Annotated in this window: 18 protein-coding genes; 6 read left to right on the forward strand and 12 right to left on the reverse strand. The window is 63.2% G+C overall.

Annotation, left to right across the window (positions count from 1 at the left end; genetic code table 11):
* The first annotated feature begins 152 nt into the window (after nt 1-152).
* Nucleotides 153-1175, forward strand: a complete 1023-nt coding sequence (locus ACSSVC_RS04785) for an ABC transporter substrate-binding protein (protein ID WP_492612033.1) — start codon at nt 153-155, stop codon at nt 1173-1175.
* Nucleotides 1176-1335: 160 nt separating this feature from the next.
* Here the strand turns inward: ACSSVC_RS04785 and ACSSVC_RS04790 are convergent, their stop codons facing one another.
* A complete protein-coding gene (locus ACSSVC_RS04790) occupies nt 1336-2256 on the reverse strand; it encodes a LysR family transcriptional regulator (RefSeq protein ID WP_253130215.1) in 921 nt (306 codons plus the stop codon).
* Nucleotides 2257-2439: 183 nt separating this feature from the next.
* Between ACSSVC_RS04790 and ACSSVC_RS04795 the strand changes: the two genes are divergently transcribed.
* The gene (locus tag ACSSVC_RS04795) at nt 2440-3345 is read left to right on the forward strand and encodes a TauD/TfdA dioxygenase family protein (protein ID WP_346634070.1); all 906 of its coding nucleotides are present in this window, start codon (nt 2440-2442) and stop codon (nt 3343-3345) included.
* Nucleotides 3346-3486: 141 nt separating this feature from the next.
* Here ACSSVC_RS04795 and ACSSVC_RS04800 read toward each other — a convergent pair whose 3' ends face one another.
* The gene (locus ACSSVC_RS04800) at nt 3487-5103 is read right to left on the reverse strand and encodes an alkaline phosphatase family protein (RefSeq protein ID WP_492612034.1); all 1617 of its coding nucleotides are present in this window, start codon (nt 5101-5103) and stop codon (nt 3487-3489) included.
* Nucleotides 5104-5344: 241 nt separating this feature from the next.
* The gene (locus ACSSVC_RS04805; protein WP_346634072.1) at nt 5345-6289 is read right to left on the reverse strand and encodes a LysR family transcriptional regulator; all 945 of its coding nucleotides are present in this window, start codon (nt 6287-6289) and stop codon (nt 5345-5347) included.
* Between the two features lie 154 nt (nt 6290-6443).
* Between ACSSVC_RS04805 and ACSSVC_RS04810 the strand changes: the two genes are divergently transcribed.
* The gene (locus ACSSVC_RS04810) at nt 6444-8816 is read left to right on the forward strand and encodes a TonB-dependent receptor (protein ID WP_346634073.1); all 2373 of its coding nucleotides are present in this window, start codon (nt 6444-6446) and stop codon (nt 8814-8816) included.
* 66 nt (nt 8817-8882) lie between these two features.
* The gene (locus ACSSVC_RS04815; protein WP_492612035.1) at nt 8883-10232 is read left to right on the forward strand and encodes an aryl-sulfate sulfotransferase; all 1350 of its coding nucleotides are present in this window, start codon (nt 8883-8885) and stop codon (nt 10230-10232) included.
* Nucleotides 10233-10334: 102 nt separating this feature from the next.
* Here the strand turns inward: ACSSVC_RS04815 and ACSSVC_RS04820 are convergent, their stop codons facing one another.
* From ACSSVC_RS04820 to ACSSVC_RS04860, 9 genes are all read right to left on the reverse strand, one after another.
* Entirely contained in the window at nt 10335-10676 is a 342-nt protein-coding gene (locus ACSSVC_RS04820; RefSeq protein ID WP_492612036.1) for a hypothetical protein, read from the reverse strand.
* Nucleotides 10673-11110 carry an SMI1/KNR4 family protein gene (locus tag ACSSVC_RS04825; RefSeq protein WP_404938031.1) on the reverse strand — a complete coding sequence of 146 codons (438 nt, stop codon included), beginning with the start codon at nt 11108-11110 and terminating at the stop codon, nt 10673-10675. The genes ACSSVC_RS04820 and ACSSVC_RS04825 overlap by 4 nt, the downstream gene beginning before the upstream one ends.
* Nucleotides 11111-11205: 95 nt before the next feature.
* Nucleotides 11206-11871: a hypothetical protein gene (locus ACSSVC_RS04830; protein WP_492612037.1), complete on the reverse strand. Its 666-nt coding sequence runs from the start codon at nt 11869-11871 to the stop codon at nt 11206-11208.
* 76 nt (nt 11872-11947) lie between these two features.
* The gene (locus ACSSVC_RS04835; protein WP_016963103.1) at nt 11948-12163 is read right to left on the reverse strand and encodes a helix-turn-helix domain-containing protein; all 216 of its coding nucleotides are present in this window, start codon (nt 12161-12163) and stop codon (nt 11948-11950) included.
* 9 nt (nt 12164-12172) lie between these two features.
* Nucleotides 12173-12751, reverse strand: coding sequence for a hypothetical protein (locus tag ACSSVC_RS04840; protein ID WP_123725363.1), 579 nt, complete (start codon nt 12749-12751; stop codon nt 12173-12175).
* 508 nt (nt 12752-13259) lie between these two features.
* Nucleotides 13260-13736, reverse strand: a complete 477-nt coding sequence (locus tag ACSSVC_RS04845) for a DUF6392 family protein (protein WP_346634078.1) — start codon at nt 13734-13736, stop codon at nt 13260-13262.
* Nucleotides 13737-13886: 150 nt separating this feature from the next.
* Nucleotides 13887-15092: a CynX/NimT family MFS transporter gene (locus tag ACSSVC_RS04850; RefSeq protein ID WP_492612038.1), complete on the reverse strand. Its 1206-nt coding sequence runs from the start codon at nt 15090-15092 to the stop codon at nt 13887-13889.
* Nucleotides 15079-15540 carry a nucleoside deaminase gene (locus tag ACSSVC_RS04855; RefSeq protein ID WP_346634080.1) on the reverse strand — a complete coding sequence of 154 codons (462 nt, stop codon included), beginning with the start codon at nt 15538-15540 and terminating at the stop codon, nt 15079-15081. The genes ACSSVC_RS04850 and ACSSVC_RS04855 overlap by 14 nt, the downstream gene beginning before the upstream one ends.
* A gap of 23 nt (nt 15541-15563) precedes the next feature.
* A complete protein-coding gene (locus tag ACSSVC_RS04860) occupies nt 15564-16226 on the reverse strand; it encodes an ankyrin repeat domain-containing protein (protein WP_492612039.1) in 663 nt (220 codons plus the stop codon).
* A gap of 108 nt (nt 16227-16334) precedes the next feature.
* On the opposite strand from ACSSVC_RS04860, the gene ACSSVC_RS04865 reads away from it, so the two are divergent.
* Together ACSSVC_RS04865 and ACSSVC_RS04870 are read left to right on the forward strand one after the other, a co-directional pair.
* Nucleotides 16335-17189 (forward strand): LysR substrate-binding domain-containing protein, encoded by an 855-nt coding sequence (locus ACSSVC_RS04865; RefSeq protein ID WP_346634082.1) that lies wholly within the window; start codon nt 16335-16337, stop codon nt 17187-17189.
* A gap of 197 nt (nt 17190-17386) precedes the next feature.
* Nucleotides 17387-17710 carry a hypothetical protein gene (locus ACSSVC_RS04870; RefSeq protein WP_016963092.1) on the forward strand — a complete coding sequence of 108 codons (324 nt, stop codon included), beginning with the start codon at nt 17387-17389 and terminating at the stop codon, nt 17708-17710.
* Nucleotides 17711-18105 lie beyond the last annotated feature (395 nt).

The raw sequence follows: 18105 nt of genomic DNA on the forward strand, positions 1-18105 counted from the left end.
TTTCATGCATTTCATGCATGTCCCCGGGGACGCCCGTGACAGCTGGTTTATTCAATATGGTTATTAAAATGTGAATTTATAGTATTTAAATGTTGATCGATTCCGTGCCTACCTTCTGCTCCTCACAGCCTTTGTCACCAGGAGCCGCACCCATGAACCTTCCCTTCAAACGCGTCATCAGCTTGTTCGCCGCGCCGGCCCTGGCGGGACTGCTGGGCTGCCTGCCGCTGCTGGCCCAGGCCGCCGAGCTCAAGGAAATCCGCATCGCCGTGCCCGACCTCAGCGCCGGCACCCAGCACAGCGGTGGCGGGGTGGTGGATGTGCTGCGCCAGCAACAGATCTTTGAAAAGGCCTTTGCCGACCAGGGCATCAAGATCCAGTGGAATTTCTTCAAGGGCGCCGGGCCCGTGATCAACGAGGCCTTCGCCAACGGTCAGGTCGACCTGGCCTATCTCGGGGATCTGGCGGCCATCATCGGCAAGTCCAATGGCCTGGATACGCGTCTGCTCAGCGCCTCGGCCCGTGGGGTCAAGCACTACCTGGGCGTGGTGCCGGGCTCGGGAATCAAGACCCTGGAAGACCTCAAGGGCAAGCGTGTAGCGGTGTTCCGTGGCACGGCTACCCAGCTCTCGTTCGATGCGGCCCTGGCCAGCCGGGGCTTGAGCGAGAAGGACCTGAAAGTGGTCAACCTCGACTTCAACGCGGCGGTGGCGGCCCTGGCGGCCAAGCAGATCGATGCGTCCTGGGGCAGCACCGGGCTTTCGGCCCTGCGCAGCAAGGGGCTGGCTGAGCTGCCCCTGAGCACCAAGGACCTGGGCGGCGCCGGCAGCGTGCAGAGCGTGCTGGTGGGCGCCGGCAAGTTTGTCGACGAGCATCCAGAGGCCGTGGAAAAACTGCTCAAGGCTCAGCAGCAGGCCGTGCAGTGGCTGACCCAGGACAGCAACAAGGACGCCTATATCCAGCTGGTCTCGGGGCTGGCCAGTTACCCGCCGGTAATCTTGCAGGATGATTTGAAGGATCAGCGCTTGAGCGAGATCTTCCCTTCGACCCTGGACCCGGTGTTCCTCGGCAAACTGCAGGACTCGGTGGATCTGGCGGCCAAGGAACGGTTGATCCGCAAGCCCTTCAAGGTGGATGCCTGGGTTGCACCGCAGTTGGCCGCTGCCGGTCTTTGAGGTCGGCACCATTCGCCGGCAAGCAGGCTCCTGCGTGACTCTGGAGCCGGCTTGTCGGCGAGGGCGGTCTTGAGGGCCTCTTCGCTGGCAAGCCAGCGCTTACGGTCGGCGGGGATATCGTGCGGGATCTTGTAGGAGCCGGCTTGCCGGCGAAGCTGTTCTACACGGCGATGGCGTGCCCCTGCCGATCCACCGCCACCAATACCTCGATCAACTTGCGCGCCGCCGGCGACAGGCGGAAACCGCTGCGGCTGACGATGCCGCAGCGGGCATTCAGGCTGTCGATGTTCTGCGGCAGGTTGCGCCAGTGCAGCAACGCCAGCGAACCCTGCTCGATGTCTTCGGCAAAGGCCTCGGCGGTGCCTACGCCGATGGCATTGGACTGACGGACGATCTTCACCAGGGCCGGGAAATGCTCGGTTTCGATAGTGGGTGAAAAATCGATGCGCCCGCTGAGGTTGGCCAGCAGCTTGCGAATCCCCGGGGGGATCAGGGTGGTGGCCAGGGGGTAGTCGAACATGTCGTTGGTGGACAGGCTCTCCTTGGCCAGCAGCGGATGCCCGGGACGGCAGAAGAACACCCCGCGCTTGGGCGTCAGGGGCTGGGTCTGGTAGTTCGGATCGGCCTCGAAATGGCGGATGTCGGCGATAAAGAATTCGATCTCTTCGCGGTTCAGGCTGCGGCTGAGTTTTTCCCAGTTGTCCACGGCAAAGCAGGTGCGCACTTTCGGATGAGCGCTGGTGAACTGCGCCACTGCATCGGGCACCAGCTTCACCGCCGGCGCCGGGCCGCAGCCGAAGCGCACCTCACCGGCATCGAGCTTGGTCATCTGGGTCACTTCACTGCTGAGCAAGGCCGCGCCCTGGACCAGGCTCAAGGCGTGCTGCAGCACCACCTGGCCTTCCGGGGTGGGGCGCAGATCCTTGTTGCCACGGTCCACCAGCACGCAGCCGAACTCCTGCTCCAGGCCCTGGATACTGCGGCTGAACGCCGGTTGTGTGATGCCCATGGCGTCGGCGGCGCGGACAAAACTGCGGTGTTCATTGAGGGCGATGAAGTAACGCAATTGGCGAAGATCCATATGCTTTCCCGGCATCCGAAAAATAGCTCGAAGGCATTTGCGACGAGTGAGGAATGAGGTTTTAAATGCAAGCTCTTATTCCGTCAACGAAGCATGTAGTTATCTATTAGATCTAAATTGAATATAGATAGAGCGTTGTTTCGCGGCGGTTCCAACCGTAAGCAGTCGATGAGGGTGTATCTGATGAGCAATGCCGCCTTAGCCGTTAAACCCGCTGTTCATGCCCTTGATATCCACCCGGTGGCCGGTCGCATCGGCGCCGAGATCCGTGGCGTGCAACTCTCCGGCGAGCTCGACGCCGCCACCGTGGAAGCCATCCAGCAGGCGCTGGTGCAGTACAAGGTGATTTTCTTCCGTGGCCAGACCCACCTCGACGACCAGAGCCAGGAAGCCTTCTCCCACCTGCTGGGCGAGCCCGTGGCCCACCCCACCGTGCCGGTGCGCGACGGTACCCGCTACCTGCTGGAGCTGGACGGTGCCGAGGGCCAGCGCGCCAACTCCTGGCACACCGACGTGACTTTCGTCGACGCCTACCCTAAAGCCTCGATCCTGCGCTCGGTGGTGGCCCCGGCTTCCGGCGGCGACACGGTGTGGGCCAACACCGCCACTGCCTACAACGAACTTTCGGCGGAACTGCGGGAACTGGCGGACAAGCTCTGGGCGGTGCACAGCAACGAATACGACTACGCAGGAGCCAAGCCGGACGTCTCGGCCGAGAAGCTGGAGCGCTATCGCAAAGTGTTCACCTCCACAGTGTTCGAGACCGAGCACCCGATCGTTCGCGTGCACCCCGAGAGCGGCGAAAAGAGTCTGGTGCTGGGGCATTTCGTGAAGCGCATCAAGGGCTATTCCCAGGCTGATTCGGCGCACCTGTTCGGCCTGCTGCAGAGCCACGTCACCCGCTTGGAAAACACCGTACGCTGGCGCTGGAGCGCGGGTGACGTCGCGATCTGGGACAACCGCTCGACCCAGCACTACGCCGTGGACGACTACGGCACCCAGGACCGTATCGTGCGCCGCGTGACCCTCAAGGGCGACGTTCCGGTGGGCGTCCACGGCCAACGCAGCCAGACCCTCAAAGGCCTCTGAGCGCCCCTACGGAAATTTATGCGATGAACCTGCCCGCTGTAGGAGCTGGCTTGCCAGCGAAAGCGCCCCTGAGAGTGCTGCAAGACTTGAGGGCCTCTTCGCCGGCAAGCCGGCTCCTACGGGATGGAAGGTTGCCGGGGGTTACCACACGCCGATCTGCACCAGCTTCTCGCTTTCCGGTTCGCCATAGCGAAAACGCTGGCCGCGCAGGTCGATTTCTTCATGGCTGATGGTGGTGCGGCGTTTCAGGCCGCGCAGCCATTGCAGCAGATACTCCAGGTGTTCCTCACGCACCGCGGCATAGGCCGGGTCGGCCCCCAGGTCATGCAGCTCCTGTGGGTCGTTGTGCAGGTCGAACAGCTGCGGGCGCAAGCCGTCATAGGCCAGGTACTTCCAGCGTTCGCTGCGCACCATGGTCATGCGGCAGCGGTCGATGGGCTGGCCCAGGCGCTCCCGCGCAGGCGCCTGGAAGGCGTAGTCGTATTCGCTGATGGCGTAGCGGCGCCAGTCCGCTTCGGCGCCGTGCAGCAGCGGGATCAGCGAGCGTCCTTCCAGGCGATGTTCGGCCCCCGGCAGCCCCAGGGCATCGAGGAAGGTCGGCAGGGCGTCGATGGTTTCCACCAGGCGTTCATCCACGCTGCCGCGGCTGGTGTCCGCCGCTGTGCGCGGGTCGCGGACGATCAACGGCACGCCCACCGCCGGCTCCAGTAGAAACTCCTTTTCCCCCAGGTAATGGTCGCCGAGGAAGTCGCCGTGATCGCTGGTGAAGACGATCAACGTGTCGTCCCAACGGCCGTTGTTCTGGAGGAAATCGAACAGTCGGCCCAGTTGATCGTCCACCTGCTTGATCAGCCCCATGTAGGTCGGCACTACGTTCAGGCGCACCTCATCCCGGGAAAAGTTCAGGCTTTCCTCATGCTGGCGGAAGGCGGCGTAGACCGGGTGATCGCTGAGTTGCCCGGGCTCGGCGCGCACGGCCGGGATAACCTGTTCCGGACCATACAGGGCGTGGTAGGGCGCGGGTGCGATATAGGGCCAGTGGGGCTTGATGTAGGACAGGTGCAGGCACCAGGGCTGTTCGCCCTGTTCGCGGATGAAGTCTATGGCGCGGTCGGTGGTGTAGACGGTTTCCGAATGCTCTTGCGCGACTCGGGCCGGCAGGTGGGCGTTGCGCATCTTCCAGCCGCTGAGGATTTGTCCCTGCTCGCCGGCCCCGGCGTTGGCCCAGTCGTGCCAGGGGTTGCGGCCGTCGTAGCCCAGATTGCGCAAGTAGTGGGTGTAGGGCGCCGCATCGCGCTTGTCGTCGAAGATCGGGTCGTCGGGGTAGATGCCGTCGTGGCGCAAGTAGGGCTCGAAGCCGACCTCGTTCAGCGCCTCGGCCTGCGGGCTTTCGGGGTCGATGGCCAGGCGTTGCAGGGCGTCGACATTGGGCGTGGCGTGGGTCTTGCCCACCAGCGCGGTGCGAATGCCGTGGGGCCGCAGGTAGTCGCCCAGGGTCAGCTCCTCCAGGGGCAGGGGCACGGCGTTCCAGGCCACCTGGTGGCTGCTGACATAGCGCCCGGTGTAGGCCGACATGCGCGATGGACCGCAGATGGTGCCCTGGGTGTAGGCGCGGCTGAAGCGCACCCCGGCAGCGGCCAGACGATCGATGTTCGGGGTGTGCAGATGGGGGTGGCCGTAGCAGGACAGGTAATCCCGGCGCAGCTGGTCGCACATGATGTAGAGCACATTGCGCACGGGTGGAAGGGTATTGGACATGGGGTTCACCGAGGGGAAGACAGGCGAGGTTTTTCGCCTCCGGCGGTGGTTTCCGGCAAGCGCATTTGCCGAATAGTTTCGATGCGTTTTATGCAATACCGACCGGCCCCCCCACGCCGTGTGCGGACGGCGTGGCCTTGTAGGAGCTGGCTTGCCAGCGAAGGCGTCACTGAGAGCGCTGCAAGGCTCAAGGGCCTCTTCGCCGGCAAGCCGGCTCCTACGGTGAGAGCATGCAGGTGGCTCAGACTGCCAGGTTGTCCAGGCTGCACAGGTCCTCGTCCTGTTCGTCGATGGCCTTGATCTCTTCGATCATCGCCGCGGCCAGGGGCGATAGGCGATAGCCGGCGCGGCTGACGATGCCGTAGCGGGTGTAGAGCTCTTCCAGGTCATCGGCCAGGCCGTCGATCTTCAGGCACACCAGTTCGCCCTTGGCGTTGTGCAACGCGTCGCTGTAGGAGCCGACGATGCCGATGGCGTCCGAGCGCATGACCACCCCCAGCAGGCTGTAGCTGTTTTCGCATTCCACATTGGGGGTGAAGTCCGGCTTGCCGCAGAGGTCGACGATGACCTTGCGCAGGTTGGGCGGGCGGATGGTCACCGCCAGTGGGTAGCTCATCAGTTCTCCGGCGCTGACGCTGGCGCGCTGGGCCAGGGGATGCCCGGCGCGGCAGCAGAAATGCCATTTGCGTGGGCGCAGGCGCTGGGTCAGGTAGTCCGGATCGGCCTCGAAGTGCCGGGTGTCGGCGACGAAGAACTCGAACTCTTCGCTGAGCAGGCGCTTGCTCAGGCTTTGCCAATCATCCACCTGGAACTGCACCCGGGCCTTGGGGTAACGCCCGATAAAGCTGCCGATGGCTCGGGGAATCAATCCCGAGGCCGGTGCCGGGCCGCAGCCGAAGCGCAGTTCGCCGGCCTCCAGGCCATTGAACTGGCTGATCTCGTTGGCCATCTGCTGGGCCCCGCTGACCAGCCGGCGCGCATGTTCCAGCAGCAACTGGCCCTGTTTGGTGGGCGCCAGGTCCTTGCGCCCGCGATCCACCAACTGGCAACCGACGCTGTGTTCCAGAGCCTGAATGCTGCGGCTGAAGGCTGATTGCGAGAGGTTCACCGCCGCTGCAGCGGCGACAAAGCTGCGCTGTTCAGCGAGGGCGATGAAGTGACGGAGCTGGCGCAGATCGATATGCATTTTTCACATAAAAAATATCGGGGAAATGCATTGGCTATGCATTAGGTCGACTCCTTATAAAGGCAATCTCTTATGCAGTAAATCTTTGTAAAAACATAAATAAATAACTTTAAGGAATATACAAGGCTGTATATTTTCTGACCAGGAGCCGCCCATGAGCCCGTTGTCCCTTGCTTCACCCCTCTCGCACCGGCGGCTCAAGCGCCTGCCCCTGGCGCTGTTGCTGGCCGGCAGCGCGAGCTGGACGCCCAGCTGGGCCGAAGACGCCGCGGCGCCGCAAGCCGCCCCGGCCAAGAGCAGCGCCAACAAGGCCAAGGCCGACGACGGCCAATTGCAGACGGTGACCGTGACCGCCCGGCGTCGCGAGGAAAGCTCGCAGAGCGTGCCCACGCCCATGAGCGTGGTCAGCGGCCAGGCCCTGGAGAGCCAGCGGGTCTATCGCATCCAGGACCTGCAGCAACTGGTGCCCAGCGTCAACGTCGCCTACATGCATGCGCGCCAGTCCAGCGTGTCGATCCGTGGCCTGGGCAACAACCCGGCCAGCGACGGCCTGGAAGGCAGCGTCGGGCTGTACATTGACAACGTCTACCTCGGAAGGCCGGGGATGGCAGTGTTCGACCTGATGGACATCGAACAGCTGGAAGTGCTGCGCGGTCCCCAGGGCACCCTGTTCGGCAAGAACACCACCGCCGGGGTGATCAACATCAGCACCCGGGCGCCGAGCTTCACCCCGGAGCGCAGCATCGAAACCTCCCTCGGCGAGGACGGCTACTTCCAGACCAAGGGCACCATTTCCGGGCCGCTGACCGATGAGCTGGCGGGGCGTTTTTCCGCCTATCGCACCCGCAGCGACGGCGACATCAAGAACGAATTCGACGGCCATGACCTCAACGGCGGATCACGCCAGGGCTTTCGCGGACAGTTGCTGTACAAGCCCAATGACAGCTTCAACCTGCGCTGGATCGGCGACTACAACGAAGAGGACTCCAGTGCCGGCACCCGAGTGCTGTACAGCACCGGGCCGACCATCAATGGCACCAATGTCTATGAGTCGCGTGCGGCGGCGGCCGGGGCGACCCTGGTCAACGGTTCGCACCGCAAGGTCAACCTGGACAACGACCAGCATGTCACGGTGTTCCAGGGCGGCACGTCCCTGGAGGCCAACTGGACCCTGCCCAGCGACTTCACCCTGACTTCGGTCAGCTCCTACCGCTGGTGGAATTTCACCCCGCGCAACGACGATGGCCTCAACGTGGCGGCCACCTACAACGCCGGGGTGTCGGTGGAGGACAAACAGTGGTCCCAGGAATTCCGTCTGGCCTCGCCCACGGGTGGTTTCTTCGACTACGTGCTCGGGGCCTACTACTTCGGCTCCGACCTGGACAACAAATCCTTCGCCTATTACGGACCCAAGGCGGACATCTGGAACGGCACCCCGGCCGGCGCCCTGAGCAACGTCAGCAGCGTCGGCAACGGGCACATCCAGACCAACAGCTTCGCTCTGTTCGCCCAGGGCACCTGGCACCTCACCGAGCGCCTGGATTTCACTGCCGGCCTGCGCGGCACCTACGAGGAAAAAAGTGCCTGGGTCAGCCGCAACGCACCGCTGGGTGGCGCGGCGGTGGCCGGGGCTGCCGCCAACGCTCGCCGCGGGCGCACCGGGGCCTATGACTCCGGCGACCTCAACCAGTACAGCACCAGCCCTTCGGGCCTGCTCAACCTCAGCTACCGCATCACCGACGACTTGCTGGGCTACGCCACCCTGTCCCACGGTGAAAAATCCGGCGGGGTCAACCTGACGGTGGGCTCGGCGCCCACCGCCGGCGCCGATTCGCTGCTGATCGGCACCGAGCGCGCCAACAACGCGGAACTGGGCTTCAAGAGCACCCTGTGGGACCGCCGCCTGCAACTCAACGCCAACCTGTTCTGGACCCAGGTCAATGGCTACCAGACCAACGCCTACGACGATGCCAACCGCGTGCAGTACCTGACCAACGCCGGTTCGGTGCGCTCACGGGGGGTGGAAGTGGAAAGCACCCTGGTGCCGATTCGTGGCCTGACCCTGAACCTCAACGGCTCCTACAACGACGTGCGTTACCTGTCCTACAAGGACGCGCCATGCCCGCCGGAAGTCAGCCTGCGCCCCGGCGCCCCGGCCTCGTGCGACCTCAGCGGCCACCAGGTGGTGGGCGCCTCGAAATGGATCGGCAACGCCAACGGCGAATACAAGTGGAACCTGGACAACGGCCTGGAAGAGTACGTCACCGCCAGCTACGCGTTCCGCTCCAAGGCCGTGGGCACCGTGGAGGATTCCCAGTACGGGCAGATCCCCAGCTACGCCGTGGTCAACCTCTCCACCGGCCTGCGCGGCAACTACGAACAGGGCCAGTGGGACGTCTCGCTGTGGCTGAAGAACGCCTTCGACAAGACCTACTACACCACCCTCTGGACCGGCGGCAACGGCGGTTACGAAGGCCTGCTGGGCACACCGCGAACCCTGGGTGTCACTGGCCGCTACGACTTCTGAAACCCGGCTTCACGCACCTTGCGCCGGGTTATCCGGCGCCCTTCGACCTGAACAGGAGTGCTCGTCATGCTGCGCGTCAAAACCTCTTTGCCTTTGTTGATCTGCGCCACCTTGCTGGCCTCGGCGGTGCAGGCCGCCCCCAGCGTCTATCCCACCGGAGTGACCCGTTACGACCTGGACAAGGCCTTCAATCAGTACGTGATTTTCAGCGGCGCCGATAAACAGACGCACCTGATCGACATGAACGGCAACGAGGTCAAGAATTGGCCCCAGGCGGGTTTCCCCGCGGCCATCATCGACCCGCAACTGGTGAACGGCGAGCGCGGCCGGGTGCTGTTACAGCTCAAGGACAAGGAGCCGGGGCCCCTGGGTTCGGCGGGCAACGGCCTGGGCAACCAGAGCGTCGGCGAGCTGGATTGGAGCGGCAAGGTGGTCTGGCAGTGGGGCGACCAGGCACCCGGTGGCGCCGCCCAGCAGCACCACGACCAGCGCCGCCTGAGCAATGGCAACACCCTGGTGCTGGCCAACAAGGTGCACAAGGTGGCGGGCTTCAAGGTGCCTCAGGTGATCGACGATGCGATCTATGAAGTCAGCCCCGACGGCCAGGTCAAATGGCAGTGGCTGGCCTCCGAGCACCTCAAGGAAGTCGGTTTCACTGCGGCGCAATTGAAGCTGGTGTACGGCACCGATAACCCCGACTACTTGCACATCAACAACCTCAGCGTGGTGGGCCCCAATCAGTGGTTCGACGCGGGTGACAAACGCTTCGCCCCGGACAACCTGCTGATCGATTCCCGCAACGCCAACTTCATTGCCATCCTCGACAAGCACAGCGGCAAGGTGGTCTGGCGTCTGGGGCCAAACCTGGCGCCGATCAACCCCAAGACCGTGGCCAAGGTGCCGCGTCCGGTGGACCAGTTCGTCGGCCAGCATGATGCCCACATCATTCCTGCCGGCTTGCCGGGGGCAGGTCACTTGCTGGTGTTCGACAACCAGGGCACGGCAGGCTATCCCTCGGTGCCCCTGGGGCTGATCGCCGGTTCCCGGGTGTTGGAGATCGACCCGATCAAGAACCAGATTGTCTGGCAGTACAGCGCTGCCAGTTCCCGGCAGCCGGGTTGGGCTTTCTACAGCTCGTTCATCAGCAGCGCGCGGCGCTTGCCCAACGGCAACACGCTGATCGACGAGGGCATGAACGGGCGTTTCTTCCAGGTCACTGCCAGCGGCGAAATCGTCTGGGAATACGTCAGCCCTTACCTGGGCAAGGCTCCGGGCAGCGAGGCCATCAGCAACTGGGTGTACCGCGCCTTGCCGGTGGGCTACGACTGGGTGCCCCAGGGCACACCGCGTTCGGAAACGGCGGTGAGCGTGCCGGAGTCGGGGCTGAAACAGGCCAGTGCCAGCGCGGGGATCTGAGCTTGAGGCCGTGCTGCGGCTCCGGTCAGGTCGGGCTGGCGCCCCAGCGGGAGCAAGCGCCCTGGCCACAAATGAGCTGCGGGAGCCGCTCTGGGGAGGACCTCAGAAGTAGAAGAACAGGCCGGTGTCCCGTTCCAGGGCCAGTCGATTCAGGGCGATGAGCTTGTGGATAAGTTCATCCTCCGCCGTCGCGGTCTGGGTAAGGATCGACAACGCCGTGGCCAGGGCGGCCTGACCCTGGATCGAGGCGTCTTCGTAGTCGTCGATCAGAGTGTCCAGGGCGCGGTTCAAGTTCGGTAGCAGGTCGCTGCGCGACAGGGTCGTCCACTGTGCTGCGGACAGCGCCAGCTCCTCCAGGTCGCCCGGCAGGCACTGGTCCAGATCCAGGCGCTGTTGGGCGTCTTTGCTGGTGGGCACGACTATCCATTTACGCGGTGTATTCATGCTTGCCACAGCTCGACAAAGGCCTGGAAGTCGGCAGCCACCGGGTAGCGGCCGGCGCTCTCGGGGTCGAAGATTTCTACCGCTACGCCCGGGCTGTTGAAGTCCAGGCAGATCAGCAGACCGCCAGCGTCCCGGGCAATCGGCAGGCAACCTGCGGCCAGCCCCGGCACACGGCCGGGGCTGGCGTACCAGAGCAGGGTCCAGGGTTGGTTGTTCAGGCTGAAATCGAAGAACTCGCTGAGGCAGGCGTAGCCGTTGCCATAGGGGAAGGTGCCGATCCCCGGCGTGGCGGCCGCGGCGTACTGCACCAACTGCAGATACAGCGGCGGGAATTCGACGCCGAGGCGTTGCTGCACCTGGGCGATCAGTTGTTCGTCCACCGCCGATCCGGGTTCTATTTCCCAGGCATTCCAATCCAGGGTCATGCTCGACATACGCCTTGTCGTTGAGGGGCCGCGCCCGCCCGATGGGGGATCGGGCGGGCGTCGAGGGGCGATTGTAGGCGTGTCGCCCGGTGGGTGGTAGGCGCTTAGTTGCAGCTGTGGCCTTCGGGCAGGGTGACGGTGTATTTGCGCTGCACCCGGTTGCGCAAGTCCAGGTTGTCCAGGCTCTCCTGCACCAGGAAATCCTCGACCTTGGCGTCCTGGCAGTCCTCGTTGTAGGACGAGGCCCGCAGCAGGAATACCGTGCGCCGGCTCTGCTCGTCCTTGGCCTGGATGTTGAAGGTCGAAAGGGTGGTGTAGCCGGTGCGTTCCGAGGAGCCGATAGCGCGGTAGGACATCGTTGGGGTGCTGGTGCACACGGTCTGTTGGTGCTTGCCGGGCATGCACGTGGTTTTAGTGCTGCTGGGCACCTGGCCGTAGTCGGTGGCGGTGTAGCGATAGCTGGTCTTTTTACTGCCCACATCAAGGGCAATGTTCATGCGAAACGGCGGGTGGTTTTTCGGCAGCGACGATTCGGTATACACCTGCGTAAATCCCATGCCATGAAGGGCGGCGACCATGTCGCGCAGGTAGTAGCTGGCTTTGAGGCCCTGGGCCTCCTTGGCGCTGTTGACGGTCACCAGCACCGGAGCCTTTGGATCGAAGTAGTAGTCTTGGGCCGGGGTGGCGTCGATGGCCACTTCGAGTTTGTTGGCGCAGCCGGTCAAAAGCAGGACGAACAGAAACAGCGGGCAGAGCAGGTAACGAGTCATGAATAAGCCAACGTGCAACGTGATGAATGGATAAGGCTTTAACGATCGGGACTCGGATCAAACAAACGCGGGGGGGTTACGCGGGCTCGCTCGCCTGGTATTCCAGCAAGTCGCCGGGTTGGCAGTCGAGTGCGGCGCAGAGTTTGTCCAGGGTCTCGATTTTCATCCCCTTGACCTTGCCATTTTTCAGCAACGACAGATTGGCCTCGGTAATGCCCAGGATGGCGGCCAACTCTTTCGAGCGAATCTTGTTTTTAGCCATGACAACGTCAAGCCGAACGATAATGGTCATCTCATTGTTCTATATGTAGTGACTGTGCTCATCACTGAGGACTTTGGCGTCGCGCATGATAATGGAAAATGAGCAGAGCAAGATTCCTTTGACCACCTCGTAGGCCGCGTAGGACGAGAAACCAGCAGAAATCTGCAGAATCCGCTGGCCCGCTGGCAGGTCGATGGACAGGGCCAGGCCTTGCAGGGTTTCCACCATGGGGAAAGTGGCCGGGGCGACGATCCACAGCATGCCCACGCGCCAGAGGATGCGGATGTTGCGATCGCTCCAGGTTTCGCCGCGGGACAGGCGCAGGAAGAACACCCCGGTCAGCCAGAGGGCGAAGCTCGACAGCAGCAGGGGCAGGAAGTCGAGGATCACCAGCAGGGTGAAACTTGCGGACGAGAGTTTGAAGTCGGCTTCCAGCAGGCGTGGCGAGTGGTCGGCGAATACGCTGAGCAGGGCGCTCAGGACCTGGTCTTTGCTGTAGATCCAGAGTCCGGCGTTGCCGCCAAGCTCCACCACGCCCATGACCCAGGCCAGGATCGCGGCCAGCAGGCCGACCCGTCGTAAGCGGTATTGGGCTGAGCCATTTATTTGGGGGTTCATGCGTCATTCCTTGCAAAACTTGGGGGGTGGTGAATTATTGATAAGTAATTATCGAATTACAATAATTTATTTCTTTGTGAATGCCTTGGGGCTATAGCTTGGAATGATGATGTGGCGAGGGAGCTTGCTCCCGCCCGGGCGGCCGGCGTCCCGGCGCGTAGCGACCGTAAAATCTGAGGTTGCGGTGTTATGGGTGTACATATCCGTTGCTGCGGGTGTGGCGGCTGGCGGTTTCGCCCTTACGGCGAGTCACTTTGGGGCCCCAAAGTAACCAAAGGGCTTTGCCCCTCCACTCGGCGCCTCGCCTAGGCTCGGCGTGCCCTCTCTCCGGCATTGATCCGTGGGCCGCCGCCACAGGCCATCCATGGCCTGGGGCGGCTAACCCGGCGTCCTGCCGGGTTACCCACGGCTCAATGCCTGCGTTCGGCCATCGTGTCTAAGGGGGCAAGAAGATCAAGATCAAAATCTGACGGCGGCCTGCCGGCCGGCCTGAAGATGGGGCGGCGGGTCAGTCGCGATGGGGTTCCAGTAAGTCAAACGACAGGACCTTGATCTGCATGTCGGCGCTATAGACGAATCCAACCCGCGCACTGGGATGCAGAGGCTCCGGCAGGCGGTAGCTCTCCCAGGCGTTGAGCGTGCGTTGCCCATCGGCTGATGGCCTGCGTTCCCCCGAGCGCAGGGGCGTGCCCAACAGCTCGCGAATGTCGGCGCGGGTCATGCTGCGTGAGAACGGGGCGGGCAGTTCGCCGCTGTAGAACGAGCGCCCCTCTTCAAGGGGCATGAGCTCGATCAGTACCTTTTCCAGGGCCAGGCTGTCTTCCCAGAAGTCCAGCATCAGGCCGGGCTCGACGGTCACGGTCAGCCATTCGAATTCGTCGTAGATCTTGTCCGTCGGGGGCTTGATACGCTCTCCCCGGGCGACCAGTTCTGCATGGCTGAGCCCGAGGCTGTTTACCCAGCGGCCGATCGTTGCAGCGTCCATCGCTTCTCCAGTGTCCTGAGTTGAGTCTGTGCCAGTTGGGGTGAGTGGCGTCGGCGGCCGATCTTAGCCGGTTGAAAAGGATAGTGGTGCTGTGGAGACATAAAGAAAGCCACCTGCTGCGCTGGCAGGCGGCTGGTTTGAGGACCGCTGTCAGGCCGGTTGTGGCGCTGTGTCGAGCTGGACACAGGCCTGATAACTGGCCGGGCTGAAGATTCGCGTCAACAGCAGCATCGCCAGTACGCCGACGATCAGCACCCACCAGGCGCTGACAAAGCTGCCGGTGACTTGCCGCAGCCAGCCGCTCAGCCACGGTGAGATGGCGTTGATCAGAAAGCCCACGCCCTGGACGAAGGCCGCCAGTTGTCCGGCTTCCCGGGGATCACGGCGGTGATCCAGGGTCAGGATCAGGCTCAGGGCAAAGCACGCTCCGAGGCCGAAGCCGATCAAGGCTACCCACAGGTGTGGGCTCTGCAAGGGCCACAGCAGCAACCCGAGAAAGCCCACGGCCTGGGCCGCGAGGCTGATGCCCAGCAGCGGTCGGCGGTCGACGCTGCGTTGGGCCAGGGCCGGCATCAGCAGCGCGGCGGTCACTTGGAACAGGGTCATGAAGGCCAGCAACGAGCCGCTTTGGGTGGCGCTCCAGCCCAGTTGCAGGTAGTAGGCCGGCAGCCAGGCCACCATGCTCATGTAGCCGCAGTTCACCAGGCCAAAATACAGCGCCAGCAGCCAGGCGCGACGGTTGCCCCAGAGCTTGATGGTCGGCGCTACGGCGCCTGTGCGGCGCCCGGCTCCCAGTGGCAGGCACAGCCACAGCAGCAGCGCGGCCAGGGCCGGCAGTAGCCAGATGCCAAGCCCCACTTGCCAGTTGGCGAAGTGGCTGGCCACCTGCGGGCTGAGCAGGGCGGCAATGCCGCCACCGCCCATCAGCGAGGCCGAGTAGACGCCCATGGCCAGGGCCACGCGCTGTTGAAATTGGCGCTTGATCAGCGCCGGCACCAGGGCCTGGATCAAGGCCACTCCGGCGCCGCCGAGCAGGGCGGTGGCGAGCAAGGCCGCGGCCTGGCCGAAGAACAGCCGCACCAGGCAGGCCAGCAACACCAGCAGCAAACCCAGGGACACACCGCCGCGTTCGCCGAGGCGGGCTTCGATTCGCACGCCCAGCAGGGCCACCAGGCCCATGCAAATCACTGGCAGGCTGGTGAGCCAGGCGCTGCTCTGGAAGCTCATGCCGGTGGCGCCGCGAATTTCGTTGAGCAATGGGCTGACCGAGCTGAGGATCGGCCGCAGGTTCAGGCCCAGGCACACCAGCAGCGCCCAGCCGGCGAGGGTCTTGAATATCGATTCAGTTCGCTGCATGGCGCTCCTGCCAGTCCTGGTAGAGGGCGGCCATTGCCGCCTGGGGCAGGTGCAGCATCGGCAGGCGCTGTGCCTCAAGGGGCTGGCTCAGCTCTTGGTAGATGGCTGCGGTAGAGAGGCCGAACGGTTGCGCCTGTTCATTGCTGGCGGCGAACACCGCGCGGGAGACGCCGCACAGGTACATGGCGGCCAGGCACATGGGGCAGGGCTGGCCGCTGGCGTAGATCACGCAGTCGTCCAGGCGCGGACCCAGTTGCCGGCTGGCGCTGCGGATCGCCAGCATTTCAGCGTGGGCGGTGGGGTCCTGGCTGAGGTGGATTTCATTCACCGCTTCGGCCAGCACCCGGCCGTTGCGCACCAGTAGTGCGCCGAACGGACGGCCGCCCTGTTCGACATTGTGCCGGGCCAGTTCAACGGCCCGTTGCAGGTAGTGTTGATCGTCGTGCATGCAAGGTTCCTAAAAAGGGGGCTTCAGGCAGCGCCGGCATCGCGCAGCAGCTTGGCAATGGCGCGCTGGCCACGGCGTTCGGCCTGTTGCAGCGGGCTGAGGCCGGCGCGGTCCGGCAGGTTCAGGTCGGCGCCAGCGGCAATCAGTTGGGCGACGATCTGCTGGTGTGGCGGGCCGCCGTCGGACAGCACGATGGCTTCCATCAGGCAGGTCCAGCCCAGGTGGTTGACGTGGTTCAGGTCGACGCCGGCTTTGATCAGCAGACGTACGGTTTCCACATGGCCGCGTTCGCAGGCCGGGATCAGGGCGGTGCCGCCGTAGCGGTTGGTGCTCTTGAGGTCGGCGCCATGGGCCAGGGTCAGCTTGAGGATTTCGTTGTGACCGCTGGCGCCGGCCAGCAGGTAGGGGCTGTCCTGGATCAGGTTCTTGCGGTTGACGTCGGCCCCGGCCTCGATCAGCGCCCGGGCGATCTCGATACGGTTATCCCGGGTGGCCACCAGCAGCGGGCTGCTGCCGTCCAGGCCACGATCGTCGAGGGCTACGCCTTGCTGGATCAGTTGCTGCACTTGCTCTAACCGACCCTTGTGTACTGCATCCAGCAGCGAGTTGTCGCTGGCCATGACCACCCCCGCCGTTAGCAGACCCATGGCCATCAGGCCGCGTTTGAAGGACAGCTTGAGCTGCATGGGAACCTCCCGTTCCTGCTGATGAAAGGGGAGTATGGTGAAGCTCGTTAGTATTCTGAAATTAAATATAATCATGCCAATCAGTGGCTATCAGGATGGTGGTGAGCAATGTTCGATCCCGTGTTGCTGCGCAGTTTTGTGGCGGTTGCCGACTGCCAGAACTTCACCCGCGCGGCCGAGCGCCTGCACTTGACCCAGTCCACCGTGAGCCAGCAGGTGCGGCGCCTGGAGGAGAGTCTGGGCTGCCAGTTGCTTGACCGCGATCAGCGCCGGGTGGTGGCCACGGTGGAGGGCGAGCGCCTGCTGGCCTATGCCCGGCGCATCCTGGCTCTGCATGAGGAGGCCAGTGATGTCTTGATCAACCAGCGCGGCGAGGAAGTGCTGCGCCTGGGGGTGCCGGAAGACTTCGCCGCCGAGCGCCTGATGCCGATGCTCTCGCGCTTTGGTCGCGACTATCCGGCGGTGCGCCTGGAGGTCACCAGTGGTCTGGGACCGGAATTGCTGCGCCAGTTCCGCCGTGGCGAGTTCGACCTGCTGCTGGTCAAGCAGATGGGCCACAGCGACGACTGCCTGGACTCCTGGCCCGAGCCGCTGTGCTGGGTCGACAGCCTGCGCCAGCCGGCCTTTGGCCGTGATCCGCTGCCATTGGTGGCGTTTCCGGTGGGTGGCCTGTATCGCCAGGAAATGCTCCACCACCTGGAAGTCGGCGGCTGGCCCTGGCGCATCGCCTATTCCAGCGCCAGCCTGGCCAGTGTCTGCTCGGCGGTGGCGGCGGGCCTGGGCATCAGCCTGCTGCCGGTGCGGGTGCTGGGCAAGGGGCATCGGATTCTCGACGCCGACAGCGGTTTGCCGGATATCCAGGGCGTGCGCCTGGCGTTGTACGCCGGCAGCGGCTTGAGTCGGGCCGGCAAGGCATTACAGGAGCAGTTGCGAGCAGTGGCCAGCGTCAAGCCGCAAGTTTAAAACACGGGGAAGTTATAAATGCTTTAGTTTCGGTCATAACTTATAGAGAGCCGATTGCAGGCTATAGCTATTTAATTAGTTATTGCTCAAGTTTGTTTTGGACAGAGTTATAAACGTCGACCATGCTGGGTTTGTGAGTTCCGGGAGGAACTTGCTTCATTGGACGAAACATTCAATCGCATAAGGAAACCCGCATTATGTCGAGCATCAATGGAACCTATGTAAACTCCAACGCTGACGCCCGTCTGGTCGTGACCGACGGCAACGACTCCAACGGTTCGTTCAGCGGTGAGTTGACCCAGGCCGGGGTCAAGTACAGCGTCGCCGGGCATTACCACTTCCAGAACAGCACCGGGCAGCCGACCATCATCAATGTATCTGGCTACAACGATGGCTACGGCTACCAGGCCTGGGCACTGTTCTCTCCCGATCACAACTATTCCCGGTTGCGTGCCTCCGGTGCCCGCAGCAACTTCAGTGGCGATGTGGTCGGCCTGAGCGGCGAGTTCGTCAAGCAATAACACGTTCGATAACAAACAGCCGCTGAATACGCGCTGCCTTATATAGGGCCGCGGGCTATTTCAGCGGCTTTGTCGTGTGCGCTTGTAAAGTTTATTAAGTGCATGGCCACTGAAGTGAGTTGCGAGTGCAATGGAGTTCTATTGTTTTCTGCACTAACAGGCCTGTTTCGATGCTTTGCGGGAATATTTTCAATGCCTGCAAGGCATGACGTTTTTTCCTCTTGGCTACAGCCCTTGAATCACGGGGCCTGGGCTGTTTCTGGTGAGTCCAATATTCCGTTTCGATCTATCTATAACTTGAAAGATTACTTTAAGAGATAAGCGTGGGGCACTGATCATTGACCCGCGGCACCGTTGCGTGGGGGTTGTTCAAACGCCGGTGCCGGGTTTTTCAA

It is taken from the genome of Pseudomonas sp. E1BtOHC1 (assembly GCF_058744285.1).